The organism is Ruegeria sp. BHSB056, from assembly GCF_059613305.1.
The window spans coordinates 15,454-41,708 of the sequence record NZ_JBXWSG010000007.1; the positions used below are offsets into that span (position 1 = coordinate 15,454).

At 59.4% G+C, this 26,255-nt stretch carries 24 protein-coding genes and 1 pseudogene; 10 read left to right on the forward strand and 15 right to left on the reverse strand.

Annotation, left to right across the window (positions count from 1 at the left end; translation table 11 throughout):
• Positions 1-23: 23 nt before the first annotated feature.
• Together AC2FND_RS03170 and AC2FND_RS03175 are read left to right on the forward strand one after the other, a co-directional pair.
• Positions 24-2,639: pseudogene (locus tag AC2FND_RS03170) on the forward strand (baseplate multidomain protein megatron); the annotation flags it as partial.
• Positions 2,640-2,647: 8 nt separating this feature from the next.
• On the forward strand, positions 2,648-2,944 hold the full coding sequence (locus AC2FND_RS03175; protein WP_209503584.1) for a DUF7742 family protein: 297 nt from the start codon (positions 2,648-2,650) through the stop codon (positions 2,942-2,944).
• On the opposite strand, the gene AC2FND_RS03180 is transcribed toward AC2FND_RS03175, so the two are convergent.
• Complete coding sequence (locus AC2FND_RS03180; RefSeq protein WP_480485305.1) at positions 2,925-3,263, reverse strand: TraR/DksA family transcriptional regulator; 339 nt, start codon at positions 3,261-3,263, stop codon at positions 2,925-2,927. The genes AC2FND_RS03175 and AC2FND_RS03180 overlap by 20 nt on opposite strands.
• An 84-nt stretch (positions 3,264-3,347) precedes the next feature.
• On the opposite strand from AC2FND_RS03180, the gene cysE reads away from it, so the two are divergent.
• A complete protein-coding gene (gene cysE / locus AC2FND_RS03185; RefSeq protein ID WP_480473363.1) occupies positions 3,348-4,157 on the forward strand; it encodes a serine O-acetyltransferase in 810 nt (269 codons plus the stop codon).
• A 69-nt stretch (positions 4,158-4,226) separates the two neighbouring features.
• On the opposite strand, the gene AC2FND_RS03190 is transcribed toward cysE, so the two are convergent.
• The 6 genes from AC2FND_RS03190 to AC2FND_RS03215 all read right to left on the reverse strand — a co-directional run bounded on the left by AC2FND_RS03190 (position 4,227) and on the right by AC2FND_RS03215 (position 10,141).
• Positions 4,227-5,540: a pyruvate dehydrogenase complex dihydrolipoamide acetyltransferase gene (locus AC2FND_RS03190; protein WP_496767875.1), complete on the reverse strand. Its 1,314-nt coding sequence runs from the start codon at positions 5,538-5,540 to the stop codon at positions 4,227-4,229.
• Between the two features lie 14 nt (positions 5,541-5,554).
• Complete coding sequence (locus AC2FND_RS03195; RefSeq protein ID WP_496767876.1) at positions 5,555-6,928, reverse strand: pyruvate dehydrogenase complex E1 component subunit beta; 1,374 nt, start codon at positions 6,926-6,928, stop codon at positions 5,555-5,557.
• 15 nt (positions 6,929-6,943) lie between these two features.
• Positions 6,944-7,933 carry a pyruvate dehydrogenase (acetyl-transferring) E1 component subunit alpha gene (gene pdhA, locus AC2FND_RS03200; RefSeq protein WP_209503593.1) on the reverse strand — a complete coding sequence of 330 codons (990 nt, stop codon included), beginning with the start codon at positions 7,931-7,933 and terminating at the stop codon, positions 6,944-6,946.
• A gap of 159 nt (positions 7,934-8,092) precedes the next feature.
• A complete protein-coding gene (locus tag AC2FND_RS03205; RefSeq protein ID WP_496767877.1) occupies positions 8,093-8,392 on the reverse strand; it encodes an FtsB family cell division protein in 300 nt (99 codons plus the stop codon).
• A 141-nt stretch (positions 8,393-8,533) separates the two neighbouring features.
• Positions 8,534-8,878, reverse strand: a complete 345-nt coding sequence (locus AC2FND_RS03210; RefSeq protein WP_209503597.1) for a lysozyme inhibitor LprI family protein — start codon at positions 8,876-8,878, stop codon at positions 8,534-8,536.
• Between the two features lie 72 nt (positions 8,879-8,950).
• Positions 8,951-10,141: a phosphoglycerate kinase gene (locus tag AC2FND_RS03215; protein WP_496767879.1), complete on the reverse strand. Its 1,191-nt coding sequence runs from the start codon at positions 10,139-10,141 to the stop codon at positions 8,951-8,953.
• 133 nt (positions 10,142-10,274) lie between these two features.
• Between AC2FND_RS03215 and AC2FND_RS03220 the strand changes: the two genes are divergently transcribed.
• Positions 10,275-10,781, forward strand: a complete 507-nt coding sequence (locus AC2FND_RS03220) for a peptidylprolyl isomerase (protein ID WP_209503601.1) — start codon at positions 10,275-10,277, stop codon at positions 10,779-10,781.
• Positions 10,774-11,331 (forward strand): peptidylprolyl isomerase, encoded by a 558-nt coding sequence (locus tag AC2FND_RS03225; protein WP_209503603.1) that lies wholly within the window; start codon positions 10,774-10,776, stop codon positions 11,329-11,331. Before AC2FND_RS03220 ends, AC2FND_RS03225 begins: the two co-directional genes overlap by 8 nt.
• 41 nt (positions 11,332-11,372) lie before the next feature.
• On the opposite strand, the gene AC2FND_RS03230 is transcribed toward AC2FND_RS03225, so the two are convergent.
• The 7 genes from AC2FND_RS03230 to AC2FND_RS03260 all read right to left on the reverse strand — a co-directional run bounded on the left by AC2FND_RS03230 (position 11,373) and on the right by AC2FND_RS03260 (position 17,411).
• Positions 11,373-12,215, reverse strand: a complete 843-nt coding sequence (locus AC2FND_RS03230) for an alpha/beta fold hydrolase (protein WP_496767881.1) — start codon at positions 12,213-12,215, stop codon at positions 11,373-11,375.
• A 98-nt stretch (positions 12,216-12,313) separates the two neighbouring features.
• Positions 12,314-13,003: an aquaporin Z gene (gene aqpZ / locus AC2FND_RS03235; protein ID WP_209503607.1), complete on the reverse strand. Its 690-nt coding sequence runs from the start codon at positions 13,001-13,003 to the stop codon at positions 12,314-12,316.
• A 102-nt stretch (positions 13,004-13,105) separates the two neighbouring features.
• Positions 13,106-13,927: a M90 family metallopeptidase gene (locus AC2FND_RS03240; protein ID WP_496767882.1), complete on the reverse strand. Its 822-nt coding sequence runs from the start codon at positions 13,925-13,927 to the stop codon at positions 13,106-13,108.
• Between the two features lie 119 nt (positions 13,928-14,046).
• Positions 14,047-14,547 carry a bactofilin family protein gene (locus tag AC2FND_RS03245; RefSeq protein WP_496767884.1) on the reverse strand — a complete coding sequence of 167 codons (501 nt, stop codon included), beginning with the start codon at positions 14,545-14,547 and terminating at the stop codon, positions 14,047-14,049.
• Positions 14,537-15,868, reverse strand: a complete 1,332-nt coding sequence (locus AC2FND_RS03250) for a DUF5930 domain-containing protein (protein ID WP_209503613.1) — start codon at positions 15,866-15,868, stop codon at positions 14,537-14,539. Before AC2FND_RS03250 ends, AC2FND_RS03245 begins: the two co-directional genes overlap by 11 nt.
• A 173-nt stretch (positions 15,869-16,041) precedes the next feature.
• On the reverse strand, positions 16,042-16,860 hold the full coding sequence (locus tag AC2FND_RS03255; protein ID WP_496767937.1) for a ferritin-like domain-containing protein: 819 nt from the start codon (positions 16,858-16,860) through the stop codon (positions 16,042-16,044).
• 89 nt (positions 16,861-16,949) lie between these two features.
• Complete coding sequence (locus AC2FND_RS03260; protein WP_496767886.1) at positions 16,950-17,411, reverse strand: peroxiredoxin; 462 nt, start codon at positions 17,409-17,411, stop codon at positions 16,950-16,952.
• Positions 17,412-17,479: 68 nt separating this feature from the next.
• Here AC2FND_RS03260 and AC2FND_RS03265 point away from each other — a divergent pair, with 68 nt between their 5' ends.
• From AC2FND_RS03265 to AC2FND_RS03280, 4 genes are all read left to right on the forward strand, one after another.
• Positions 17,480-20,866, forward strand: a complete 3,387-nt coding sequence (locus AC2FND_RS03265) for a YhdP family protein (protein ID WP_496767888.1) — start codon at positions 17,480-17,482, stop codon at positions 20,864-20,866.
• A 42-nt stretch (positions 20,867-20,908) separates the two neighbouring features.
• Positions 20,909-21,958 carry a tRNA preQ1(34) S-adenosylmethionine ribosyltransferase-isomerase QueA gene (gene queA, locus AC2FND_RS03270; protein WP_496767890.1) on the forward strand — a complete coding sequence of 350 codons (1,050 nt, stop codon included), beginning with the start codon at positions 20,909-20,911 and terminating at the stop codon, positions 21,956-21,958.
• 108 nt (positions 21,959-22,066) lie between these two features.
• Complete coding sequence (locus AC2FND_RS03275; protein ID WP_496767891.1) at positions 22,067-23,344, forward strand: MFS transporter; 1,278 nt, start codon at positions 22,067-22,069, stop codon at positions 23,342-23,344.
• A 109-nt stretch (positions 23,345-23,453) separates the two neighbouring features.
• Entirely contained in the window at positions 23,454-24,029 is a 576-nt protein-coding gene (locus tag AC2FND_RS03280) for a DUF924 family protein (protein ID WP_209504864.1), read from the forward strand.
• A 38-nt stretch (positions 24,030-24,067) separates the two neighbouring features.
• On the opposite strand, the gene AC2FND_RS03285 is transcribed toward AC2FND_RS03280, so the two are convergent.
• The gene (locus AC2FND_RS03285; protein WP_496767893.1) at positions 24,068-24,502 is read right to left on the reverse strand and encodes a hypothetical protein; all 435 of its coding nucleotides are present in this window, start codon (positions 24,500-24,502) and stop codon (positions 24,068-24,070) included.
• Positions 24,503-24,717: 215 nt separating this feature from the next.
• On the opposite strand from AC2FND_RS03285, the gene lpdA reads away from it, so the two are divergent.
• Positions 24,718-26,112 (forward strand): dihydrolipoyl dehydrogenase, encoded by a 1,395-nt coding sequence (gene lpdA, locus AC2FND_RS03290; RefSeq protein WP_496767895.1) that lies wholly within the window; start codon positions 24,718-24,720, stop codon positions 26,110-26,112.
• Positions 26,113-26,255: the final 143 nt, after the last annotated feature.

Genomic DNA, 26,255 nt, shown 5'->3' on the forward strand with positions numbered 1-26,255 from the left:
ATGGTCCCGTTCCGGCCACGAATATCGTCAAATACTCTGGCCCGCAGGAATGGGGCCTGCGCCGGTTCATTCTGCACTATGCCATGTTGTGCAAGGCGGCTGGTGGGGTGTCGTCCTTCTGTATCTCGTCCGAGATGCGTGGCCTGACCCAGATCCGCGGAGCCTCGGGCTTTCCCGCCGTTGCGCAACTGCGTGCGCTGGCGGCAGAGGTGCGCCAGATTCTGGGGCCAGAGACCAAGATCGGCTATGCGGCGGATTGGAGCGAGTATTTCGGATACCAGCCGGATGGAAGCGGAGACAGGTATTTTCACCTCGACCCGTTATGGGTGGATGACAATATCGATTTCATTGGCATCGACAATTACATGCCGTTGTCTGACTGGCGTGATGGCGAAAATCACGTGGACGCCGAGGCAGGTGCGCCGTCAGTCTATGACCTTGGGTATCTGCGCGGCAATATCGAAGGGGGCGAGGGGTATGACTGGTATTATGCCTCGCCGGAAGAGGCCGAGGCACAGATCAGAACGCCCATCGAAGATCAGGAGCATGATGAGCCATGGGTCTGGCGCTACAAGGACCTGCGCGGCTGGTGGTCAAATCTGCATCGCGAGCGGATCGGCGGTGTTCGTCAGCCCAATCCGACCGACTGGGTGCCCGGATCAAAGCCGATCTGGTTTACCGAGTTGGGATGTGCGGCAATCGACAAGGGCACGAACCAGCCGAACAAGTTTCTGGACCCGAAATCGTCTGAATCGCTGTTGCCTGCATATTCAAACGGACTGCGTGACGATTTCATTCAGGTCCAGTACCTTGCGGCGACCCTTGGATATTGGAGCGACCCGAACGTCAACCCGGTGTCGCAAGTCTATGGCGGACCAATGCTGGACCTGGCGAATGCCTATGTCTGGGCGTGGGATACCCGCCCGTTTCCGACCTTTCCAAATCTGCGAAGCCAGTGGGATGATGGGGCAAACTATGACCGGGGGCATTGGCTGAACGGCCGGTCCGGCTCGCGCACGCTGGCCTCGGTCGTGACTGAGATATGCCACGCGGCAGGGGTGACGGATATCGATGTTGCCGGGCTTTACGGCGTGGTTCGGGGATATGTCATAGAAGATGTGACAAATGCGCGGTCGGCTTTGCAACCGCTGATGCTGCGCTATGGGTTCGACGCGATCGAACGGAACGGCATCTTGCGCTTTCAGATGCGGGATGGTTATGGCGCGATTGCCCTGAACCCCGATCATCTGGCGATCAGCGGTGATCTGGATGGCACGGTTGAACACCGGCGTGAAGCCGAGGCCGAGATGACGGGTCGCGTGCGCCTGCGCTTTGTCCAGTCGGATGCGGATCACGATCTGGTTGCGGAAGAGGCGGTTCTGCCCGAGGACAGCACGCATTCTGTCTCGGTCAACGAGATGCCGTTGTCCATGACACGCACCGAAGGCCGGCAAACGGCTGAGCGCTGGTTGAGCGAGGCCCGTGTTTCCCGCGATACGGTGCGGTTTGCCTTGCCGCCATCGCTGCTGCATCTGGGCGCAGGTGATCTGGTGCGGTTGTCAGAGACCGAAAACAGCTCGCTTTACCGGATTGACCGTCTGGAATCTGCCGGTCTGCAACTGGTCGAAGCGGTCCGGGTTGAACAGGGTGTGTATAAGGCATCGCAACTGCACGACGACCCGGCGGTTGCCAGACCCTATGCCGCGCCCGTTCCCGTGCTGCCGGTGTTTCTGGACCTGCCGCTGATCACCGGGTCAGAGATCCCGCATGCACCTTATCTTGCGGTGACCGCTGATCCCTGGCCGGGGGCTGCGACGGTTTATTCCTCCTCAACCGATGAGGGGTACAGCCTGAGTGATGTGATCCCCGGTCAGGCCATTATGGGCGTGACCGAAACGCCGCTGAGGCGCGCCAGCATCGGCGTTTGGGATGAAGGCCCGGCGGTGAAGGTGCGGCTGTTGGCCGGTCAGCTGGAATCGCGTCCGCGTGGCGCGGTTCTGAACGGTGTCAATCTGGCGGCCATCGGCGACGGAACACCCGGCAACTGGGAGGTGTTCCAGTTCTCGGATGCCACGCTTGACTCCGCCGGCGTTTACGCGTTGTCCGGGAGGTTGAGAGGCCAGTTGGGGTCGGATGCCCTGATGCCGGATGTCTGGCCGGATGGGTCTATATTCGTGTTGCTGAACGATCAGGTGCAGCAGATCAACCTGTTGCGTACCGAGCGGGGATTGGTCAAACACTATCGCATCGGCCCGGCGACCCGCGGCTACGATGATCCGGCTTACCAGCACCTGATCGCCTCATTCGACGGCAATGGTTTGCGCCCGTATTCCCCGGTTCACCTTCAGGTGCGATCCGACGCAACCGGCGATCACCTGACCTGGGTGCGGCGCGCCCGGTTGGACGGGGATGACTGGTCAGGGCTGGAGGTTCCGCTGGGCGAGGAAAGCGAATCCTATCTTGTGCGTGTTTTTGCGGGGGGAACCGTTGTCCGTGAAGAGATGACATCCCTGCCGGGGTGGTCCTATTCGGCGGCGATGAAGGCGACAGATGGTCTGACCGGGTCATATGAGGTCGGGATTGCACAGGTGTCGGCCATTTACGGCCCCGGTGCGGTGGCGCGTCTGGTTGTCGGGTAAGCGGTCTGATGCGACCGCTACTGCACGGTGATGTAAGTGCCGCGGCGCGCGCCTTGTTGGCGGCGCCGCCGCCAGAGCGGACCCGCTTATGCGTCCGGATGATCCATGAGGCGGAACTGGCCGACATACACCGGGCGCGCACGGGTCAGCTGCATCCGGTTTACGGCAACGGATCGCTGATGGCGGTTGCGCGCAACAGGGTGCTGGCCGACGAGCCGGGGTTTGACGATTTGCAATATTGTCAGTGTTTTTCGTTGGTTTTGCACCATCTTGCCGAGTTTCTGATCACCCGGTCGCGCAGCTGACGCATTTGCTGGCAGCCAGATCCAGAGACAATCGCCCATCGGGAATACGGTCGCCGCAATCTTCGCAATATCCGTATTCCCCCTCGTCCAGCCGCATAAGCGCGGCCTGAAGGCGGCGGGTTTCGACATTGCGATTCACCTGTTGCGCCTTTGCCATCGCCTGGTTTTGCAACGCATCCATGCGGCTGAGGCGACCAACCGCCTGCTGATCCAGTTCAACAACGGCCTGAGCCTGCTGGCCTGATGCGGACAATTGATCCAGTTCGGCCAGACGCTCGTGAATTCGTGTTTCAAAATATGTGCGCTCGGACTCATTCATTTTCGTTGTATCGCGGATCACGGGTTTGCGTTTGGCCTTTTTGCCACTAAATGGCATTCTAGGCGCAGCAAAGGATCAAAAGCTATGTTTGAAAAACGCAGCCCTGTGACACCGGTCGATCCGGTCTGGAACCGTATCACATCCGAGGCCCAAGCAGCCGTCGAGACAGAACCGCTTATGGGCGGGCTTGTGCACGCCTGTATCCTGCATCACCGCAGCCTTGAACGTGCGCTGTCGTATCGGATCGCGGCCAAGCTGTGTTCGAACGAAATGTCGATGATGGTGCTGCGCGAGATCGTGGACGAGGCCTATGCAAACGATCCCGGTTTGCTGGAAGCCGCACGCGCCGATCTGATGGCGGTTTACGAGCGTGATCCGGCCTGCCATCGGTTGTTGCAGCCAATCCTGTATTTCAAGGGCTATCAGGCCATGCAGGCCTATCGCGTCGCGCATTGGCTGTGGCGCAAGGGGCGCTTTGATCTGGCCTATTTCTTCCAGATGCGTTCATCCGAGATTTTCGGCATCGACATTCACCCGGCCGCAAGGATCGGCAAGGGGATTATGATCGACCACGCCCATTCCATCGTCATCGGTGAGACCGCCGTGGTCGGAGACAACGTGTCGATGTTGCATTCGGTGACGCTGGGCGGAACCGGCAAGGAAGAGGAAGACCGCCATCCCAAGATCGGAGACGGTGTTCTGATCGGGGCCGGGGCAAAGGTTCTGGGTAACATCAAGGTCGGCCATTGCAGCCGTATCGCTGCCGGTTCGGTGGTGTTGCAGGACGTTCCGCCGTGCAAGACCGTTGCCGGTATCCCGGCCAAGATCGTGGGCGAGGCTGGATGCGATCAGCCGTCGATCTCGATGGACCACATGCTGGGCAAAGATCAGTAGGTCGATTGGACTAACAAAAAAGGCCGCCTCGATATTCGAGGCGGCCTTTTTTTGCGAGGTCGGTATGGCTTACGCCAGCATGACCATCGGGTTTTCAAGATTGTCGACAATGGCCTTGAGCAGTTCGGCCCCAAGCGCGCCGTCGATGACGCGGTGATCAACGGACATGGTGACAGACATCACCGTTGCCACGGTCAGCTCGCCATCATCCCCGACAACCGGTTTCTTGACGCCGGTGCCGACGGCCAGAATACCGGCATGGGGCGGGTTCACGATGGCATCGAAATTGTCGATGCCGAACATGCCCAGGTTCGAGATGGCAAAGGTGCCGCCCTGATATTCATGCGGAGCCAACTTGCGCTCGCGTGCGCGGGCGGCAAGGTCTTTCATCTCGGTCGAAAGGGCTGACAGGGATTTCATGTCAGCGTCTTGCAGGACCGGCGTGAACAACCCGCCTTCGATTGCGACGGCAACAGCCACATCTGACGGTTTCAGTTGCAGCACCCGGTCACCTGCCCAGACGGCGTTGCAGGCCGGAACCTGTTGCAGCGCATTGGCGACGGCTTTGATGATGAAGTCATTGACGCTGAGCTTGACGCCGCGACCTTCCAACTGCTTGTTCAACTGACCACGGAATTTCAGCAGCGCGTCCAGCTTGATATCGCGGCGCAGGTAGAAATGCGGAATGGTCTGTTTGGCCTCGCCCAGGCGTGCAGCAATGGTTTTGCGCATACCGTCGAGCTTGATTTCCTCGTACGGGCGGCCTTCGTACATCCGCGCTACCATATCCGCCGATGGACCAGACAGAGCTGCTGGGGCAGCTGCGGGCGCGGCGGCGGCGGGAGCAGTGGCAGGAGCCGCTGCCGGCGCGGTGGCAGTTGCGCCTTCGACATCGACCTTGACGATGCGACCATGCGGGCCGGAACCGGAAATCTGTGTCAGGTCGAGACCTTTTTGCGCAGCAATCCGGCGGGCCAGAGGCGAGGCAAAAATCCGACCACCATCAGCCTTGGCCGGAGCGGCCGGGGCAGGGGCGGGTGCCTCGGGTGCCGCTGGCGCGGCAGCCTCGTTGCCCGCGACGGCTGCGGGGGCAGCCGCCGGTGCAGCAGCCGGAGCCGTGCCAATGTCATCAGCGCTTTCGCCGTCTTCCAGCAAAACCGCGATGGCGGTGTTGACCTTGACCCCTTCGGTGCCCTCGGGGATCAGGATCTTGCCGATGGTGCCTTCGTCAACGGCCTCGAACTCCATCGTGGCCTTGTCGGTTTCGATCTCGGCCAGCAGGTCACCGGAGGAGACGGTGTCGCCTTCCTTGACCAGCCATTTGGCGAGCGTGCCTTCCTCCATCGTCGGGGACAGGGCGGGCATCAGAATTTCTGTAGGCATCTGTCTGTCGCTCCTTACCGGTAGGTCACTTGTTTGACAGCGGCGATCACCTCATCCGTGGTGATCAGGGCCAGCTTTTCGAGGTTCGCGGCATAGGGCATCGGAACGTCCTTGCCGGTGCAGTTGATGACCGGTGCGTCGAGGTAATCAAACGCCTCCTGCATCACGACCGAACTGATGTAGCTGCCGACAGACCCCTGCGGCCAGCCTTCTTCCACTGTCACCAGACGGTTGGTCTTCATCACCGAGTTGATGATGGCGCCAGTGTCCATCGGGCGGATGGTGCGCAGGTCGATCACTTCGGCGCTGATGCCTTCTTCGGCCAGCCTGTCGGCGGCTTCCAGCGCGTATTGCATGCCGATGCCAAAGCTGACGATGGTCACGTCCGAGCCTTCGCGCCAGATACGCGCCTTGCCCAGCGGAACGGTCAGGTCATCGACTTGTGGCATGTCGAAAGTCCGACCATAGAGGATTTCGTTTTCCAGAAAGATCACCGGGTTGGGGTCGCGGATGGCCGATTTCAGCAGGCCCTTGGCGTCGGCTGCGGAATAGGGCATCACCACCTTCAGGCCGGGGATCTGCATGTACCACGCGGCATAGTCCTGGCTGTGCTGGGCAGCCACGCGCGCGGCGGCGCCGTTGGGGCCGCGGAACACGATCGGACAACCCATCTGACCGCCGGACATGTACAGCGTCTTGGCGGCCGAGTTGATGATCTGGTCGATCGCCTGCATCGCGAAGTTGAACGTCATGAACTCGACGATCGGTTTCAGCCCGCCAAAGGCCGACCCCACGGCGATGCCGGCAAAGCCGTGCTCGGTGATCGGTGTATCGATCACGCGTTTGGGGCCGAATTCGTCCAGCAGACCCTGGGAAATCTTGTATGCGCCCTGATACTCCGCGACTTCCTCGCCCATCAGATAGACATCTTCGTCGTTGCGCATTTCTTCGGCCATCGCGTCACGCAGAGCTTCGCGAACGGTTTCGGATTTCATCTCGGCATCTGCCGGCCAGTCGGGCGACAGGTCGACCACCGGCGCAGCGGGGGCCGCAGCGGCAGGAGCGGGGGCCTCGACCGCCGCCGGGGCGGCTTCGGCCACCGCTGCGGCTGCGGGTGCAGCCGCGGTCACGGCCGAGGCGTCTTCACCTTCCTCGACCAGAACCGCAATCGGGGTGTTCACCTTGATCCCTTCGGTGCCTTCGGCGATCAGGATCTTGCCGACGATGCCTTCGTCGACAGCTTCAAATTCCATTGTCGCCTTGTCGGTCTCGATTTCGGCCATGATGTCGCCCGAAGATACGGTATCGCCTTCCTTGACCAGCCATTTGGCCAGCGTGCCCTCTTCCATCGTGGGGGAAAGGGCGGGCATGAGAATTTCGGTTGCCATGTCTTATTCGTCCTCTCAGGCGTAAATGTCAGTCCAGAGCTCTTCGACCGAAGGCTCGGGGCTTTCTTTCGAGAATTCGGCGGCCTGATTGACGATCTCCTTGATTTCCTTGTCGATCGCTTTCAGGTCATCCTCGGTCGCGTGCTTGCCGGTCAGCAGCAACTCGCGCACATGTTCGATCGGGTCGCTTTGTTCGCGGACCTTCTGAACTTCTTCGCGGGTCCGGTACTTGGCCGGGTCGGACATCGAGTGGCCGCGATAGCGGTAGGTCTTGATTTCCAGGATATAGGGGCCTTTGCCCGCGCGGCAGTGCGCGACAGCCTTTTCGCCTGCTTCCTTGACCGCCAGCACATCCATGCCATTGACGATCTCGCCCGGAATGCCGAAGGCCTCGCCGCGATGAAAGATGTCCTTGGTCGAGGTCGAACGGGACTGAGCGGTGCCCATGGCGTATTGGTTGTTCTCGATCACGAAAATCACCGGCAAACCCCAGATGGCCGCCATGTTGAAGGTCTCATACACCTGACCCTGGTTCGCGGCACCGTCCCCGAAATAGGTGAAGGTGACGCGGCCGTTTTCCTTGTACTTGTCGGCAAATGCCAGCCCCGCGCCCAGCGGAACCTGCGCGCCGACGATACCATGCCCGCCGTAGAAGTGCTTTTCTTTCGAGAACATGTGCATCGAGCCGCCCTTGCCTTTGGACAGGCCACCGATGCGCCCGGTCAGTTCGGCCATCACGCCGCCCGGATCCATGCCGCAGGCCAGCATGTGGCCGTGGTCGCGGTACGAGGTGATGCGCTTGTCGCCTTCCTCTGCTGCGGCCTCAAGCCCGACAACAACGGCCTCTTGTCCGATATAAAGGTGGCAGAACCCGCCGATCAGGCCCATACCATAAAGCTGACCGGCCTTTTCCTCGAATCGGCGGATCAGCAGCATCTCGCGGTAGTATGTCTGGAGTTCTTCCGCAGAAACATTTGGTTTCTTTGTGGTTTTTCGCGCAGCCATCGTGGCGATCTCCCCCTTTCGGACAGATAGTTTAGCGTTAAACTATCTCATAAAGCATTTGGGGCTTTCTGGCGAGGGGAAATGTGACGCAGCGTTCGCCACGGCGCATCCCGGCCGAAACGCCGGGCCTGAGTTGCCTTTTCTGAATAGGGTCTTTGATCAGCGGATCACGATTTCGTCCGACCGGATCATGCCCAGAACCGAGCGCGCCTGCTGGTCCAGCAGGTCCAGATCCAGATAGGTGTCGGACAGACGCCGTGTCAGGTTTTCCATCTCGGCGATTTCGACATTCAGTTTTTCCAGACTGCGTAACAGAGCGTCCCGTTCCGCCGCAATTTCGACCCGCCGGAACAGGCCGTAATCCCCTTGAACAGCGGCAAAGGTGAAATACACACCCAGCATGAAAGCCACCGAGAAGAAGAGAACTGCACCCAAACCGGGCCGATGGGAACGGGACACTCTGTTTACCGCCGTATGAAAACTTGCCTCAATAACGGGCTCTTTCCGAGCCTCTGATCGCACTATGTCACAGGCGATTCGGGTTGTGAATCCCCTGATTCGGTTTTTTCATCAGTATTTCGTGTGTGTCCCGGTTAAAGCTCAGCGCCAGGACTGAAGCTGCTGATTTCTTGCGACCGTCTGCTCTTTCATGCAGGTCCAGTAGAACATGGGCGCAGCGCTGCCGCCGCCGGATAGTTCCTTGTCGCAGGTGGCGTCCCGCGCCTTTAGCCACGCACGTTGTTCCGCCAGAAGGGCATCGCCGTTGCCACGTGCATCAGCGACCGGCTTGATCTGTTTCCACAACCGGTTGAGGTCGCGGTCAACGGCTTCCCATTGTTCCTTGGCGCAGAAATTTGCATCAAGCTGTGTCTGGCCACCGCAACTGGATTGTGCTGTTGCAGGCCACGGCATTGCGAGAAGGATGAGCAGGTATAATGACCTCATGACATAATCCCCCGTTCAAATAGGGGATAATACCATGAACCGTGACAAGCGGCCAAATGCGATCAGTGCCGCTTATTGTTCCAGCGCAGCGACACCCGGCAGGGTTTTGCCTTCCATCCATTCAAGGAACGCACCACCTGCGGTCGAGATATAGGTGAAATCCTTGGCCGCACCCGACGCGTTCAGCGCCGCAACCGTGTCACCGCCACCCGCGACCGAAATCAGCTGACCCGACCGGCTGAGGGCTGCGGCTTTCAGGGCCGCGGCATTGGTGGCTGCGTCAAACGGCTCCAGCTCGAACGCGCCCAGCGGGCCGTTCCAGATCAGGGTCTGGCTTTTGTCGAAAATCGCGGTAATCGCGGTGACGCTTTCAGGGCCTGCGTCCAGGATCATGCCATCCGCAGGGCATTGATCGGCGGGCAGAACCTTGTGGGGCGCGTTGGCCTCGAATTTCTCGGCCACTACAACGTCACGCGGCAGGACGATCTGGCAGCCCGAGCTTTCGGCCTTGGCCAGAATTTCGGCGGCGGTGTCCTTCATCGCGGTTTCAGCCAGTGATTTGCCAACGCTGATACCTTGGGCGACAAGGAATGTGTTCGCCATACCGCCACCGATCACCAGGTAATCGACCTTGTCGATCAGATTGCCCAGCAGTTCCAGCTTGGTCGAGACCTTGGCGCCGCCGACAACCGCCGTTACCGGGCGCTTGGGTGCACCCAGTGCGCTTTCCAGCGCCTGCAACTCGGCCTGCATCAGGCGGCCCGCACAGGCAGGCAGCAGACGGGCGATGGCCTCGGTTGAGCTGTGGGCGCGGTGCGCGGCTGAAAACGCATCGTTGCAATAAATATCCCCCAGCTTGGCCATGCCAGCGGCCAGATCGGCGTCGTTTTTGGTTTCGGCCGCGTGAAAGCGGGTGTTTTCCAGCAGTAGGACCTGGCCGGGCTGCAAGGCAGCGGCGGCCAGTTCCGCCTCGGCCCCGACGCAATCGGCAGCAAACAGAACCTTTGCGCCAAAAGCGCTTTCCAAAGTCGGGACCAGTTGTTTCAGTGACAGGCTTTCACGCCGTTCGCCACCCGGACGGCCAAAATGAGCCAGAAGGATCGGTTTGCCGCCAGCGGCCAGAATATCGCGCACCGAGGGGACGATCCTTTGAATGCGGGTGGCGTCGGTCACAACACCGTCAACCACGGGCACGTTGATGTCCACACGCACCAGCACGCGTTTGCCGTTCAGGTCCATATCGTCCAGTGTTTTCCAGCCCATTGTGCGATCCTTGTCATTGGCAACCGATTTAGGCGGTTCTTTTCCTGCATTTTGCCCTCAGGTCAATGCGTCACTTGGCATTCGCACGCGTGCGTCATAGGTATTTGCGCAAGATAAACGACAGGAGGGCCTCATGGCCGAGATCAAAGACCCCGAAAACACAATCATCATCGAGCTGAAAGGCGGCAATGTCGTCATCGAGCTGCTGCCGGATGTAGCGCCTCTGCACAGTGCGCGGATGAAGGAACTGGCCCGTGGCGGTGAATATGACAATGTGGCCTTTCACCGTGTGATCGACGGTTTCATGGCGCAAACCGGCGACGTGCAGCATGGCGATATGGAAGACGGGTTCAACCTGCGCATGGCGGGCACCGGGGGGTCGTCACTGCCGAATGTTCCGGCAGAATTTTCCAAGCTGCCCCATGATCGCGGCACGCTGGGCGCGGCGCGCTCACAGAACCCGGATTCGGCCAATTCGCAGTTCTTCATCAACTTCAAGGACAATCACTTCCTGAACGGTCAGTACACGGTCTATGGCCGGGTCATCGACGGGATGGAGCATGTGGACGCCATCGTACGCGGTGAGCCGCCTGCAAGCCCGGACCGCATGATCAGCGTCAAGGTGGCCGCAGATGCATAAACTGGCTGCGGCTTTTGCCTTGCTGGCAAGCCCGGCGCTGGCCAGCGGTTTGCAGATCGAGGTCGAAGGGGAAGGGGCCAATGGCACAATCTCGATCGACCTGTTCGAAGATGTGGCACCCCAGCATGTGGAACAGATCACCGCTCTGGCCGCTGACGGTCAGTACGATGGCGTCGTGTTTCACCGCGTGATCGATGGCTTCATGGCGCAAACCGGAGACGTGCAATACGGCAACTCGGGCGCGGACGGCTTCGACATGCGCTATGCCGGGCGCGGCGGGTCTGATCGCGCGGACCTGCCGGCCGAGTTCTCGGACGTGAGTTTTGACAGGGGCGTTGTCGGCATGGCCCGGTCCAGCGATCCGGATTCGGCCAATTCGCAGTTCTTCATCATGTTCGCCCCCGGCCCGTTTCTGGACGGCCAGTATACCGTGGTTGGTCAGGTGACAGACGGTATGGATGTGGTTGACGCGATCAAGCGGGGCGAAGGTCAGAACGGTGCGATCATCGGTGCTCCGGATGTGATGAAAAAAGTTACCGTTACCGAATAAGATGATTTAGCCCGGCTTAAGCGCCGGGCTTTTTCTTTGGTCTATTGGTCGATGAAGTCGCGGATGGCACGGGTATAGGCACCAGGATCCTGAAAAGATGCGAAGTGGCTGACATCTTCCAGAACAAGCAACTTGGCGCCCGGAATCGCGTCAGCAATTGCTTGTGAATGCGCCATCAGAATGGCCTCGTCATGTGCGCTTTGAACCACAAGTGTCGGGACGGTGATCGATGACAGCGCCTCAAGCCCGCCGGGTTTTTCGGTGCCCCACATGGCGGCAACCCCACCAAGGAATGCCTCGAACCCGTCAGGGGTGGGGGACATGGCCGCATAATCTTGGGCCATCATGCCCACGTAAGTGCCAAACACCTCGTTGGTTTCCACCGAAGGATCGATCCCGTCCAGTGTGACATTGCCTGCGTGGGCAAAGTGACTGGCCAGCCGATCCGGGTTGGTGGTCGAGATTGAATACCCGATATTTGCCCCGTCGGACCAGCCGACTAGATGCACCTGATCGACCCCCAGATGATCCAGCAGCGCCAGATAATCCTGCGACAACAACTCGTAAGAATAAGGGCTGCCATCGTTGGTGGATCGTCCATGCCCGCGCGTATCCGCCACAATCACCCTGTGGTCCTGGGACAGGTCGGCAACCTGCGCGGCCCAGACATCGCCATGGGCAAGCCCGCCGTGGATCAACAGAACCGGGGTGCCGCCCGCATCGCCATACGTTGCGTAATACATGTTGATGCCGTTGATCTCTGCCGTGCCCGCCTCGGTGGCGGCGGGCATCTGGGGGACTTGCGGGATGCTCAGCCATTTGTCTTCGGCCCAGCCTGCCGTCGCGGCGCAGCTTAGGAAAAGTGCTGTAGTAAATATCTTCATTGTATCCTCCCGTTGAACCAAAGGCCGTGACCTAGCCAGATTTGACGGAAGGATACCGTGTTTTTCAGTAAACGGGATAATTACCTTTCCCGCGGGGATCAGTCATCCGAGGACATTGCTTTCCAGATCAAAGCGCCGATTGCGCCGCCAATCAGGGGGGCCACCCAGAACAGCCAGAGCTGAGCCAAAGCAGGGCCGTCGGCAAACAGGGCAACGCCGGTCGAGCGCGCCGGGTTGACGGAGGTATTCGTCACCGGGATTGAGATCAGGTGGATCAGGGTCAGCGCCAGACCGATGGCAATCGGAGCGAACCCGGCAGGTGCCTTGTCCGACGTCGCGCCCAGAATGATCAGAATGAAGAAAGCCGTCATCACGATTTCGATGATCAAAGCCGACATCAACGAATATCCCTGTGGCGAGGCCTCACCATACCCGTTTGACGCGAACCCACCGACACCAGCGAAATCGGGTGCGCCACTGACGATCAGGTACAGAACCACTGCGGCGGCAATTGCGCCAATGACCTGTGCAACCCAATAGGGCAGAAGGTCTTTGGCCGGAAACCGCCCTCCAATCATCAGGCCCAAACTGACCGCCGGGTTGAAATGCCCGCCCGAGATTGGGCCGACTGTATAAGCCATCGTCAAAACTGTAAGGCCAAAGGCAAAGGAAACACCAAGCCAACCGATGCCGACATCTGCGACACCAGCCGCCAGAACGGCACTGCCGCACCCCCCTAGAACCAACCAGAACGTGCCGAAGAACTCGGCAAGTAGTTTCGATGACATAGAAAATCCTCCGCCCAATAATGAGGTTAACCGTAATTCAAGAATTAACTTATGTTAAATTGTTGCGAACGGGGAATTTTTTACGACGCTTCCTCAATCGGGTCAGAACTGACCCCTGTGCCATAGAGCGGGATCAAGATGAAAAAGCTTTGACAGCTGTTCGTAGATTGCCGGGTCAGAGGATTTCAGTTCCTTCGGCCGTTCAAAGAACACTTCGACAGAAACGGCAAAGAATTCTTCGTGCCCTTCCGCGCCGTAGGGATCGATTACTGTGGGTTTTCCGTTTTCCACGGCATGAACATGTGCCTTATAACCGTTCAGAAAGGCGGTTTCCCACTCGCCAAAGCTTTGGCCATTGCTGAGCACGGGAACACCATTGGTTGCGCCCGAGAGGTCATCAAGCTGGTGCGCGAACTCGTGAAAGACGACGTTCCGGCCATCGTGATCATTCAGGGCACCGCGCTGGCTGTGGGCCCAGGACAAGATCACGGGGCCGCGGTTCCAGCTTTCCCCGCTGCGGATGATTTCCTGTTCGGTGACGACATAGCCACTGTGACGGCGCTGTTTTGATTTGAAGGCACCGGGGTAAACCAGAATGGTCGTCAGGTTGTCGTACCACTGGTCCGTATTCACCACGAGCAGACAGGCTTGCGCGGCAATCGACACCTGCATGTCTTCGGTAACGTCCAGCCCGTCGCAGCCGACGAAATCGACCTGATCAAGGAACAGGTTGATCTTTCCTTCCAGCGCCCCGCGCAGGTCTTTGGGCAGTTTCCGGATTATCGGCACCTGAGCGTTCACAATATCGCGCTGGTGCTGGGACAGCGATGTGGCCAGCAAGGTCAGGCGGGATTGTCTTTTCGACCAGAAGTGAAAGGCCGCAGCGCCAGCGATCAGCGCGACAACCGTCAGAAAAAGCAACATGGATCGACTGTAGCGCGATCAGAAAGGGACGAAAACGGGAATCCCGACCCCGAACGGTCGCGCAAAAGAAAAGACGCCACGGGTTGCCCCACGGCGTCCTGACAAGAAATGCAGTCTGCTTACTGTTTGACTTCTGCCGCCGGGTTCGATCCGGCTTTGGCGCTGCGGCCGGGGTTGAGGGGGTCGTCCTGACGCTGAACCGAGCCTTCGAAATGCGCGCCGCTTTCGATGGCAATGGTCTTGTGTATGATGTCGCCTTCGACCCGGGCCGTCGATGTCAGGCGAACCTTGAGACCACGCACGCGGCCAACGATGCGACCGTTGATCACAACGTCATCTGCGGTGACTTCGCCCTTGATCGTTGCCGATTCACCAATGGTCAGCAGATGGGCGCGAATGTCGCCTTCGACGGTGCCTTCCACCTGAATGTCACCGCTGGTCTTGATGTTGCCGGTGATGTGCAGATCCGAGGACAGGACCGAGGCCGGCGGCTTGGGCTTGGGTGCCATTGCAGGTTTCGCGTCAGCCGGAGCAGGGGCCGCTGGGGTCGCCGGAGCGGCAGGTTTGTCCGCCTCAGGTGCTTTGGGTGCGGGCTCGTTGATTTTGCTTTTAGAAAACATTTTTCGCAGCCTTGATGTAAGTCATTGGGTTTACGGGATTTCCGTTCACGCGCACCTCATAGTGAAGATGCGTGCCGGTGGACCGTCCGGTGCTACCCATATCAGCAATATGATCCCCGCGCGAGACCCTTTGGCCGACCTTTACGTTGATCTTGGTGTTATGAGCATAAAGTGTCTCAATTCCGAACGCGTGCTTGATTTTCACAAGGCGTCCGAAGCCTGATTGCCAGCCGGCATGCGTGACCACACCATCAGCGGTCGCGAATATATCTGTGCCTTGTGGTCCTGCAAAATCGACACCGTTATGCTGCCGGCGACCACCGGACTTGGGGTCACGCCGGTTGCCGTAGCCACTGGTGAAACGCACGGCAGAATGTACGGGATTGGCGAAGGGGGCCTTTTCCGCAGCAATCCGGTACAGGTTCAGCTGATCCATCTGGCGCAGCAACGTGTTTGCGCGGACTTCTTCGGGCGAAAGCTCGTCTTCTTCGCCGCGTGTGCTAAGGGATAAAGGGGTCAGCGGACCGCCCATACCGCTATATCCGCGCCGGACCTCTTCGATGATGCGATCGGTGGGCATTCCGGCCTGACGGAACATCTTGTCCAGAGGTTCGACCGAGATGACCATCGCCTCTTCCAGCTGGCGGAAGATTTCGTCGCTGCGTTCCTGCATCAGACGGATTTCAAGTTCCAGATCGTCCCGCTGTTCCAGCGCGTCCTGCGCGTTGGAGGCGATCAGATCGCGTTCTTTGGCCGTCCTCGCCAAGGCGTCGGTCATGAAGGCCATCTGTACCGGGGCGCTGGAAACCGCGGCATACATATCAGAGCCGCTGGTGTCCTGTTTCAATTGGGCCAGCTCTGAGCGCGCCTCTTCGCGCTGTTTCATCGTGGCGCGCAATGTCGTCTGGATAACTTCGATACCTGTCTCAAGCTCGCGGCGACGGTTTTCCGAGGCCAGCAGTTCCGACTGCATCGCGGAAATCTGGTCCAGCGCGGCATTGAACCGGTCCTGAGCGGCCAGTGCTTCATGTGCGCGGGAATCGCGTTCTGCCGACAGGGTGTTCAGGCGTTCCTGATAGATGGCTTGATCGCGCTTTGCCTGTTCCCGGAAATTCCCGGCCCCGATGCTGTCCATCAACAGTATGGCTGTCGCAACCGCTGTCCATCCGACCATGACGGCAACTCCGGCCACTGCGACCACCTGAGTTTCCGAACTGAGCCGGATAAACCTTGTGTCCTTGTCGGATTTCAGAAAGACCCGGCGTTCCGGGAAATGCCTCTCAAGCAGTGAGTGCAGTTTTATTGTCAGACGTGTTCGCACGCGCCCTACCTTTCATCCCCAAGATCGGAACCGGTCGTGAGTGCCTGCCGTCCCTTGCGCCGATTGCATAAAGCGGCAGGGACGTTCGGGCAAGTTTGTTGACCAATCAAGTGCAAATGGCGCTGATATCCCGCAAAGATCGGCGAGATTTTGCCGAAAATTACGCAGAAGTGTCAGTTCGAGAGGTCTCCGGGCGCGGGCAGGTCTTCGGTCAGGGGCCAGTAGAAATCGGGGGGCAACCCGGCTTCGGCCCGTTTTTCTTCGTTGAAGGGGGGCTTGAGAACACCGTGGAAGTACCGCCGGACCAGCGCGTGAAACACATCCTTGGGGTCGGCATTTTCGCGGCCGCACAGGAAGTGGAACCATTTTGAGCCGTAAGCGACGTGGCCGACCTCTTCGGCATAGATTACCTCGAGCGCGGCGATGGCCTGCTCGGCCTTGGCCTTGCGGAATATCTCGATCATGCCGGGGGTCACATCCAGCCCACGCGCCTCAAGCACCATGGGCACAACGGCCAGCCGCCCCATCAGATCTTCGGCAGTATCTTCGGCAGCGCGCCACATACCGGCATGAGCGGGTAGGGCACCATAATGGCTGCCCATCTGTTCCAGACAATCGCAGACCATCTCGAAATGGCGCGATTCTTCTTCGGCGCATTTCACCCAGTCATCGTAGAACCCGATGGGCATGGGTACATGGCCAAAGCGCGCGATGATGTCCCAGTGCAGATCGACAGCGTTCAGCTCGATATGGGCAACCGCGTGTAGCAGGGCAATGCGCCCGGCCTCGGTACCTGGTTTCCGTTTGGGTACCTCACGCGGGGACAACAGCGCGGGCTTGTCCGGGCGCGCGGGGGACACGGGCGGTGATGCGGTGCCGATCTCGATGGGTTCACCCTCGGCCTTGCGGGAGGCAAACCACGCGGCGGCATGGGCTTTGGACAGGGCGGTTTTAGCCCGCCCGTCCGCTGTTGTCAGAACCTCTGTCGCCATCTGTGTCAGTGTTTTGGGCACCGGGTCGCTCCGCCTTTGGCATGTCAGCGCGGGTGATAGACCGGATGGCGCGGCAGGTCGAGGGGGGCTTAGATCGCCTTCACCGTTTCCAGCACCTCATCCACATGGCCGGGCACCTTGACCTTGCGCCAGACCTTGGCAATGCGTCCTTCGCTATCAATGACAAAGGTTGATCGCTCGATCCCCATCGATTTCCGGCCATACATGTTCTTTTCAACCCATACGCCATAGTCCTCGCAGACGGTCGTGCCTTCGTCCGACAACAGCGGAGTGGTCAGCCCGTGTTTGGCGACAAACTTGTCATGCTTGGCGACGCTGTCCCGCGAAATGCCGAAAACGTGAGCCCCTGCATCGGTAAACGCCTGAAGCTGCTCTGAGAAACCGATGGATTCCTTGGTGCAGCCCGGCGTATCATCACGGGGATAGAAGAACAAAACCACGGTGCCACCGCGCAACGCCGAAAGCGTCACCTCGCCACCGCCGTCGCGCGGCAAAGTGAAGTCGGGGGCGATGTCTGAAACGTCGGGCATTGGAAACTCCGCTAAAGGTTTTTAAAGGCTGCCCATCATCATAGGGCAACGCGTGCGGGTTGGAAGGCGTGGATAGCAAATTGAAGCAGCACGAAGACGACGAAGCAAAGCCGGGCAAGCCTGTGCGCCGTCGGTCGCGCCGCCGCACCGCTGGTCTGTGGGCTATGCGTGGGGCCATCGTGCTGGTGCTTCTGGCGATGTTCACCGGTTTCATGGTCGTGGGACAGAGGATGCACGCGCCGGTCTGGCTGCGCGACAGGGTCGAAGCCCGGCTGGAACGGGCGCTGGGCGGGCTGCAAATCCGGTTTGGAGACGCCAGTTTCATCATCCACGAAGGCTGGCGCCCCCGTCTGCGGCTGACCGATGTTGCCATCAGTGACGCGGCAGGCCAGCAGATTGCGCAGGTTTCCGACATGCGCGCCAGCCTGGCCATGCGCCCCTTGCTGCGCGGTCAGGTCCGGCCCAAGCGCATCATTCTGAGTGGCGCGCAGATCGCCATGACCCGCGATCAGGACGGGGCGCTGACCCTGACCGTAGGATCCGGCAGCGCGCCGGTTCAGGAAGCGCCGAACCTTGCACAGCTAATCGAGGCCTCGGACGAGGTGTTTCAGTCTCCGATCCTGTCGGCACTGACCTCGGTCGAATTTGATGCGATCACCCTGGATTACCGCGACCTGCGACAGGGGCGGTCGTGGGTTCTGGACGGTGGGCATATTCAGGCGAACCGCAGTGGCAACGAAGTGCGGCTTGCGACCGGGTTTTCGGTTCTGTCGGGGCGTGACTATGTCAGCAGTATCGAGGCCAACTATACCAGCGTACTGGGCACGCTTGCCGCCAGCTTTGGCATCTCGGTCACCGATCTTCCGGCCGAGGACATAGCAGGCCAAAGCCCCGCCCTTGCCTGGTTGCAGGTTCTGCGCGCACCGATTTCAGGGGCCTTGCGCGGCAGTGTCGATGAAAACGGGGCCACAGGAACCGTGTTCGCAACCCTCAATCTGGGGGCCGGGGCGGTGCAGCCCAACCCGGAAACGCGCCCTGTTCCTTTCGAATCTGCCCGCACGTATTTCACCTATGACCCGAAAGCCCAGATGCTGGACTTCAATGAGGTGTCGGTGGTGTCGGCCTGGGGCACAGTTCAGGCCGATGGAAAGGCATTTCTGCAAGGGGCTGAAGACGGTGTGCTGGACAGTCTGGAGACGCAGCTGCGCTTGTCCGGGATCAATGTGAACCCGGCGAACCTGTTCCCAGAGCCGATTCAGCTGTCGCGTGCCAGCGTGGATTTCAAGATGGCGTTCAACCCGTTCCAGCTGCGCCTTGGCCAGATGACCATCGAGGATCCGGGCCACACCGTGCGCGCCTTCGGGGTATTGCACGGGCGTCCCGATGGCTGGGCTGTGGCGCTGGATGCCCATCTGGATCAGATGAGCTCGGACAATGTTCTGAGTTACTGGCCCGAGCGTCTGGCGCCGAAGCCACGGGAATGGGTGACGGAAAACCTCTATCAGGGGGTTTTGTCGGACATGGATTTCGCCCTGCGTCTGGAGCCCGGTTCCAAACCGGATCTGTATCTTGATTTCGGGTTTGAACAGGCCAAGGTCCGCTTTGCCAAGACCCTGCCGCCGATCGAGAATGCACAGGGGCAGGCCAGTCTGATCGACAGCCGGTTTACGGTCACCGCACAGCACGGGGTGGTGATCGCCGATGACGGGGGGAGTGTGGATGCCGCGGGGACGTCCTTCATCATACCTGACACGGATATCAAGAAATCCGCACCTGGCATCGCGCGTATTCAGGCAAGGGGCAGCGTGACCTCTGCGTTGTCGCTGCTGGACCGACCACCGCTGGAATTGCTGAGCAAGGCCGGGTTGCCCGTTGACGTTGCCAAAGGCACGGTTGCGTTGACCGGAACGCTGTCCCTGCCGCTGATAAAAGAGCTGAAGTTTCAGGATACCGAATTTCACTTCAACGGAACGCTGGCCAATCTGTCCAGTGACCGTCTGGTGCCGGGATTTTCCGTAAGTGCTCCGATGCTGGATATTTCCGGCACTCAGTCGGGTGTTCAGATTCAGGGACTGGGTCAGTTCGGCGATGTACCGCTAGAGGCGCTTTGGCAGCAACCCATTGACGGCGAAACCGAACAGCGCAGCACCTTGACCGGCCAGATCGAACTGTCCCCGCGTCTGATGGATGAGATCAGGGCCGGCCTGCCGCCGGGGATGCTGACGGGCAAAGGAACTGCCGATATTACACTGGGCCTGGGCGCTGGGGTACCTCCGAAACTGTCTGTTGTTTCGGACCTTCAGGGCGTGGCACTTGCCATCCCCGAACTTGGCTGGCGCAAGGCAGCGAACACCACGGGATCGCTGACTGCGGACGCGACGTTGGGCGCGCAGCTGAAGGTGGACGACCTGCGGATCGATGCAGCGGGACTGCGCACAACCGCATCCATTTCCTTTCACGAAAACGGTGAATATGACCGCGTCCAGTTCAGCTCGTTCGACCTGGGGGACTGGCTTGCGGTTCCAGCGGAGCTGATCGGGCGGGGGGCTGCTGTCCCGGATATCCGCGTCTTAGGCGGTGTGCTGAACATGGGGCGTGCGAATTTCGGGGAAAGCGGCGGAGGATCGGGCGGCGGCGGGGCCCCCGGGCCGAAGCTGGACGTGGCACTGGACCGTCTTCAGGTCACCGAATCTGTCGCGCTGACAGGTTTCCGGGGGGCGTTCCAGACAACCGGTGGCGTAAATGGCACCTTCACAGCGCGGGTGAACGGCGGTGCGGCTGTTTCCGGTCAAGTGACCCCGCGAGGAAATCGAAGCGCCGTTGACCTGACGTCGAAAGACGCGGGGGCCGTTTTGCGATCAGCCGGGGTTCTGACACAGGCGCGCGGCGGTGATCTGGACCTGAAGCTTGAGCCAGTAGCTGCGCCCGGCAGTTACGACGTGATCCTGAAGATCGTTAATACCCGGATCACCGATGCCCCGGCCATGGCCGCGATCCTGAACGCGATCAGCCTTGTTGGTCTGCTGGACGAGATGGCCGGGCAGGGGATCTTCTTTTCGGCGATTGACAGCCGCATGAGGATATCGCCCACCGACATCAAAGTGCTGAGTGGCAGCGCTGTTGGCCCGTCAATGGGGCTTTCGTTTGATGGCACAATCGACACCGTGAACAGCCTGCTGAACCTGCGGGGGGCGATTTCACCGATTTACCTTCTAAATGCCGTTGGCAGCGTATTTACCCGCAAGGGTGAAGGCGTCTTTGGGTTCAATTACACGCTCACCGGGCCGATATCCTCGCCCAAAGTCGCGGTGAACCCTCTGTCCGGTCTGGCGCCCCTTTTTCTGCGTGATCTCTTGCGTCAGCCTGCGCCGACGGTCTCGGACGGCCCCAATGCTGCGCCGGTGGAACCTGACGAGCCGAAACCGACTTTTGGCTCTCCTCCCAGTGACCGCTGACGGGATATGGCCGAATCTTTTGTGGGGTTGTAAGGCGCGGTCATGAAGCTCAGCGATTTTGATTTTGACCTGCCCGACGACCTGATTGCCACGCGGCCTGCCAGCCCACGATCCTCTGCCCGCCTGCTTGTGGCGCAGGGGGGTGCTACAGTGGACAGCCACGTGTTCGATCTGCCCGATTTTCTGCGGCCAGGTGACCGACTGGTGCTGAACGACACGCGCGTTATCCCGGCGCGCCTGAACGGGCGGCGCCACAGGGACAGCGCGCAAGGCCCGGTTTCCGCCGGGATCGAGGCCACTCTGCTGGATCCGCAAGCCGATGGCACCTGGTCTGCGCTCATCAAGCCGCTTAAGAAAGTGAAGCCGGGGGAAGTGATCGTGTTTTCGGCCGATCTGAGCGCGACGCTGGATCGGGTGGAAGACGGGCAGGCCTTTTTGCGCTTCAATCTTAGCGGAGAAGATTTCGACAAGGCGCTGGATCAGGCCGGTGCGATGCCGTTGCCGCCCTATATTGCCGCCAAACGTCCGGCGGATGAGCAGGACAAGACGGATTATCAGACCATCTGGGCCCGCAGGTCCGGTGCGGTGGCAGCCCCGACCGCCTCGTTGCATTTTGACGATGCCCTGATGCAGGCTTTGTCGGACCGGGGTGTCGCCGTCACACATGTGACCCTGCATGTCGGCGCCGGAACCTTTTTGCCGGTCAAGGTCGAGGATGTGACAACCCACAAGATGCATGCCGAATGGGGGCAGGTCAGCGCCGAGGCTGTTGCCGAGATTCAAGCCACCAAAGCTGCGGGCGGGCGTGTCATCCCGGTGGGCACCACCGCCCTGCGCCTGATCGAAAGCGCTGCGCGTTCGGGCACGATCGAACCGTGGGAAGGTGACACCGATATCTTCATCTATCCCGGTTTCCGGTTTCATGTGACCGATGCGCTGATGACAAACTTTCATCTGCCAAAATCCACGCTGCTGATGCTGGTTTCAGCGTTAATGGGTCAGGACCGGATGCGCGAGGTTTACGCCCATGCCATCGCGCAGAAATACCGGTTCTTTTCTTATGGCGATGCGTCGCTTTTGATCCCCGGATAGGCGCGCATACGGCATCACCGACAGGGAATGTCGTAGACAAGCGCGATGGAAGCGGTCTTTGATCGCAGAACAAAACTCAAACAAGGTTGGCACCTATCGGAGGCCCAAATGATTCAGGTTCTGTCCAGCGCATGGGCATTGTTGCTCGGCATGGGGTTGCTGATGGTCGGAAACGGCCTTCAGGGCACGATCCTGGGTGTTCGTGGACAGCTTGAGGGATTTTCGACCCTTGAGATGTCTTTTGTAATGTCAGCTTATTTCGTTGGTTTTCTGGGCGGTTCACGGCTTGCGCCCGAGATGATCCGGCGTGTTGGCCATGTGCGGGTCTTTGCGGCACTGGCGTCTTTCATTTCGGCCGTGATGATCATGTATCCGATGCTGGCAGACCCGATTGCCTGGGTTCTGGGGCGCGTGGTGATCGGGTTCTGTTTCTCGGGCGTTTACGTCACTGCGGAAAGCTGGCTCAACAACGCAGCCAATAACGAAAATCGCGGGCAGGCCCTGTCGCTTTACATGATCGTTCAGATGTTGGGTATCATCGGCGCGCAGGGCCTTTTCCTGTTGGGCGACCCTGCCGGGTACGAAACATTCGTGATTGCCTCGATCCTTGTTTCGGTTTCTTTCGCACCGATTTTGCTGTCGATCTCACCAACTCCGGCGTTCGATACCACCAAGCCGATGACGCTGCGGGAGTTGATGAAAAGCTCTCCGCTGGGGTGTGTCGGCATGTTCCTGCTGGGGGGCGTGTTCTCGGCGCAGTTCGGGATGTCGGCGGTTTATGGAGCTCAGGCCGGATTGTCCTTGGTTGAAATCTCGGCGTTTGTGGCGGCGTTCTATGTTGGGGCAATTGTCCTGCAATACCCGCTGGGCTGGTTTTCCGACCGGATGGACAGGCGTTTCCTGATCCTGTTGGTCGCGGCAACCGGTGCAGTTGGCGCCGTCAGTGGTATGCTTTATGGTTTTTCCTTCGAAATCCTTCTGGCGTCTGCTTTTGTGATCGGCGGAATGACCAACCCTTTGTATTCATTGCTAATTGCGCACACCAACGATTTTCTGGAATACGAAGATATGGCCGCGGCATCCGGCGGCCTGATCTTTATCAACGGCCTTGGTGCAATTACCGGACCCGTTATCACAGGTTGGCTGATGGGTGACGCGGTGTTTGGCCCGCCGGGCTTTTTCCTGATCATCGCCGTATTGCTTGTCGCGTTGGCCGCCTATTCGGTCTACCGGATGACACAGCGTGCAGCAGTTCCTGTTGATGAAACCAGCACCATGTCGACGCTCTATCCCACCGCGTCGCCCGTTGCGTTCGAGGTCGCACAGGAAGTTGCCATTGAGGCGGCAGAAGCCGAGTTCGAAGAAGGCGTGCGCGAAACCGCTTAAGACACGAAATTATGTCGGTTGTGTTGCAATATGTTACTGTAACAGTTCTGTAAAAGGGACTTTAATGACGTTACGTCTGGGGCGCGGGCAATTGACGGAGTTTAAGGCAATGGTAACGCCTGAAGAAGTATTGAGTTTTTGGTTAGATGAAGTTGGCCCTAAGGGTTGGTATCTTGAAGATGAGGCGCTGGATGCAGACATTCGGGCGCGGTTTCAGTCAACTTGGGAAGCAGCGGCAGCGGGTCGGTTCTCGCTCTGGCTGACTTATCCCAGTGGGGCGCTTGCCTATATCATCCTGACAGATCAGTTCCCGCGCAACATGTTCCGAGGGGAGGCGCGTGCCTTCTCGACCGATCGCGCGGCTTTGGCGGCAGCAAAATGTGCAGTCGACAAAGGCTGGGACAAAAAGATTGACGAACCGGCCAGACAGTTCTTTTACCTGCCCATGATGCACTCGGAAAACCTGTGTGATCAGGAACGCTGTGTGCGTCTGATCTGCCAAAACATGAGCAGTGACGCAAGCAACCTTCTGCACGCCAGAGCGCATCGCGAGGTGATCCGCAAGTTCGGTCGTTTCCCGTATCGGAACGCGGCGCTGTCCCGCAGCTCGACCCCGCATGAAACTGCCTATGTCGATATGGGCGGGTACGGCACGACCGTGCGCGAACTACAGGCAACGGGCTGAGCGCGAAGCCGCAACCGCGCTTTGGTCGCGGCTGCGCTTTATGACTCCGGTGTACATCCCCGCAATGCCAAAACGCGTTCTGCCGCGATATCGGCACCGGTTTGGATCGCCTGCGCAATCAGCACTTCTGGCGTGTCAGCAAGTTCCGAAATCCGCTCCTGAACCGTTTGCAGCTTCTGTTCTGCTGCATTCAGGCGCCCCAGCGTTGCCCGGAGGTTTTGCGCGGCTTGGCTGTCTGCCAACGTGTCTTGTTGTAAAAGTACCGTCAAATCAGTCCGCAACGCCGCAAGCTCGTCCCGAATGCCCTTTGCCTCATCCCGGAGGGGGGCCACGGCCTGAACCGTTTGCGAGACTTCAGCAGTGATGCTTTCGGCTTTCGACGCCAGTTTCCAGCCCAGAAACAGGCACAGCGCAACAAGTATCAATGTGGCGTTGAGCAGGGCAAGCAGCAGATCTTTCAGAGTTTTGGCCATGGTCAGCCCCTTGAATGGGTTGAGAAAAGAATAGGTCCGACCGGTGTCGGCGTTTCTTTTCTAGCCATTGCATGGCCCGGGGTATAGGCTGAATTCCGCAAGTTCAGGCATCGCTTACCCTGCGTCCTATTTGTCGCGGGATCGGTATATTGATGCGTTCCGAATAATAGTTTAATGGTAAACTAAATTTTCAACTCCTGCGCCGAGAGGAACACATGGCTGCACAATCCTATGATCTGATCGTAATCGGGGCTGGCCCCGGCGGCTATGTCGCTGCAATCCGCGCAGCCCAGCTGGGCTTGAAAACCGCGGTTGTCGAGCGCGAGCATTTGGGGGGGATCTGCCTGAACTGGGGCTGTATTCCCACCAAGGCGCTGTTGCGGTCGTCCGAAGTGTTCCATCTGATGGAGCGCGCCAAGGATTTCGGTCTGAAAGCCGAAAAGATCGGATATGATCTGGATGCGGTGGTCAAACGATCCCGTGGCGTGGCCGCACAGCTGTCAGGTGGCATAGGCCACCTGTTGAAGAAGAACAAGGTTGCCGTCGTGATGGGGCAGGCCACGATCCCAGCAAAGGGCAAGGTCAGCGTCAAGACCGACAAAGGCACCGAGGAACTGACCGCCAAGAACATCATTCTCGCAACCGGGGCACGGGCGCGGGAACTGCCGGGCCTTGAAGCTGACGGCGATCTGGTCTGGACCTACAAGCACGCGCTGCAACCGCCGCGGATGCCGAAAAAACTGCTCGTCATCGGGTCTGGTGCAATCGGCATCGAGTTTGCCAGCTTCTACAATACGCTGGGCGCAGACACCACGGTTGTCGAGGTGATGGACAGGGTGTTGCCGGTAGAAGATGCCGAGATCAGCGCATTGGCCAAGAAGGCGTTCACCAAACAGGGCATGACCATCATGGAAAAAGCCATGGTCAAGCAGCTGGACCGTGGCAAGGGGAAGGTGACCGCGCATATCGAGATTAAAGGCAAGGTTGAAAAACACGAGTTCGACACAGTGATCTCGGCCGTTGGGATCGTTGGCAATGTCGAAAAGCTTGGTCTGGAAGCTCTGGGTGTCAAGATCGACCGGACACATGTGGTCACGGACGCGTATTGCCGCACCGGTGTTGAGGGCCTTTTTGCGATCGGTGATATTGCGGGGGCGCCCTGGCTTGCGCACAAAGCAAGCCACGAGGGTGTCATGGTCGCGGACCTCATCGCGGGTCAACATGCGCACCCGGTCAAACCCGAAAGCATCGCAGGGTGCACCTATTGCCAGCCTCAGGTTGCCTCGGTTGGATATACCGAAGCAAAAGCCAAAGAGCTGGGTTACGACATCAAAGTCGGCCGTTTCCCCTTTATCGGCAATGGCAAGGCCATCGCTTTGGGTGAGCCTGATGGGCTGATCAAAACCGTGTTCGATGCCAAAACAGGCGAGTTGCTGGGCGCCCACATGATCGGTGCCGAAGTTACCGAACTGATCCAGGGTTACGTGGTCGGTCGCCAGCTGGAGACAACGGAAGAAGACCTGATGAACACTGTCTTCCCGCACCCGACACTGTCAGAGATGATGCACGAAAGTGTGCTGGATGCCTATGGCCGCGTGATCCATATGTAAGACCGGCGTATTTGCCCCTTCCGGGCGGGGGGCTCTGCCCCCGCCGCGCGTGCCGCGCGCCTCCCCCGGGATATTTTGGGCCAGATGAAGCAGGGATCCATTATTCATCTGGCTGCAAATATCCCGGAGCGCGAGGCAGAGCC

Excerpts from the sequence above, each read along its gene's own strand:
- AC2FND_RS03175 (WP_209503584.1), top strand. The coding sequence starts at position 2,648 with ATGCGACCGCTACTGCACGGTGATGTAAGTGCCGCGGCGCGCGCCTTG.
- AC2FND_RS03180 (WP_480485305.1), bottom strand. The coding sequence starts at position 3,263 with ATGAATGAGTCCGAGCGCACATATTTTGAAACACGAATTCACGAGCGT.
- cysE (WP_480473363.1), top strand. The coding sequence starts at position 3,348 with ATGTTTGAAAAACGCAGCCCTGTGACACCGGTCGATCCGGTCTGGAAC.
- AC2FND_RS03190 (WP_496767875.1), bottom strand. The coding sequence starts at position 5,540 with ATGCCTACAGAAATTCTGATGCCCGCCCTGTCCCCGACGATGGAGGAA.
- AC2FND_RS03195 (WP_496767876.1), bottom strand. The coding sequence starts at position 6,928 with ATGGCAACCGAAATTCTCATGCCCGCCCTTTCCCCCACGATGGAAGAG.
- pdhA (WP_209503593.1), bottom strand. The coding sequence starts at position 7,933 with ATGGCTGCGCGAAAAACCACAAAGAAACCAAATGTTTCTGCGGAAGAA.
- AC2FND_RS03210 (WP_209503597.1), bottom strand. The coding sequence starts at position 8,878 with ATGAGGTCATTATACCTGCTCATCCTTCTCGCAATGCCGTGGCCTGCA.
- AC2FND_RS03215 (WP_496767879.1), bottom strand. The coding sequence starts at position 10,141 with ATGGGCTGGAAAACACTGGACGATATGGACCTGAACGGCAAACGCGTG.
- AC2FND_RS03220 (WP_209503601.1), top strand. The coding sequence starts at position 10,275 with ATGGCCGAGATCAAAGACCCCGAAAACACAATCATCATCGAGCTGAAA.
- AC2FND_RS03225 (WP_209503603.1), top strand. The coding sequence starts at position 10,774 with ATGCATAAACTGGCTGCGGCTTTTGCCTTGCTGGCAAGCCCGGCGCTG.
- AC2FND_RS03230 (WP_496767881.1), bottom strand. The coding sequence starts at position 12,215 with ATGAAGATATTTACTACAGCACTTTTCCTAAGCTGCGCCGCGACGGCA.
- aqpZ (WP_209503607.1), bottom strand. The coding sequence starts at position 13,003 with ATGTCATCGAAACTACTTGCCGAGTTCTTCGGCACGTTCTGGTTGGTT.
- AC2FND_RS03240 (WP_496767882.1), bottom strand. The coding sequence starts at position 13,927 with ATGTTGCTTTTTCTGACGGTTGTCGCGCTGATCGCTGGCGCTGCGGCC.
- AC2FND_RS03245 (WP_496767884.1), bottom strand. The coding sequence starts at position 14,547 with ATGTTTTCTAAAAGCAAAATCAACGAGCCCGCACCCAAAGCACCTGAG.
- AC2FND_RS03255 (WP_496767937.1), bottom strand. The coding sequence starts at position 16,860 with ATGGCGACAGAGGTTCTGACAACAGCGGACGGGCGGGCTAAAACCGCC.
- AC2FND_RS03260 (WP_496767886.1), bottom strand. The coding sequence starts at position 17,411 with ATGCCCGACGTTTCAGACATCGCCCCCGACTTCACTTTGCCGCGCGAC.
- queA (WP_496767890.1), top strand. The coding sequence starts at position 20,909 with ATGAAGCTCAGCGATTTTGATTTTGACCTGCCCGACGACCTGATTGCC.
- AC2FND_RS03275 (WP_496767891.1), top strand. The coding sequence starts at position 22,067 with ATGATTCAGGTTCTGTCCAGCGCATGGGCATTGTTGCTCGGCATGGGG.
- AC2FND_RS03280 (WP_209504864.1), top strand. The coding sequence starts at position 23,454 with ATGGTAACGCCTGAAGAAGTATTGAGTTTTTGGTTAGATGAAGTTGGC.
- AC2FND_RS03285 (WP_496767893.1), bottom strand. The coding sequence starts at position 24,502 with ATGGCCAAAACTCTGAAAGATCTGCTGCTTGCCCTGCTCAACGCCACA.
- lpdA (WP_496767895.1), top strand. The coding sequence starts at position 24,718 with ATGGCTGCACAATCCTATGATCTGATCGTAATCGGGGCTGGCCCCGGC.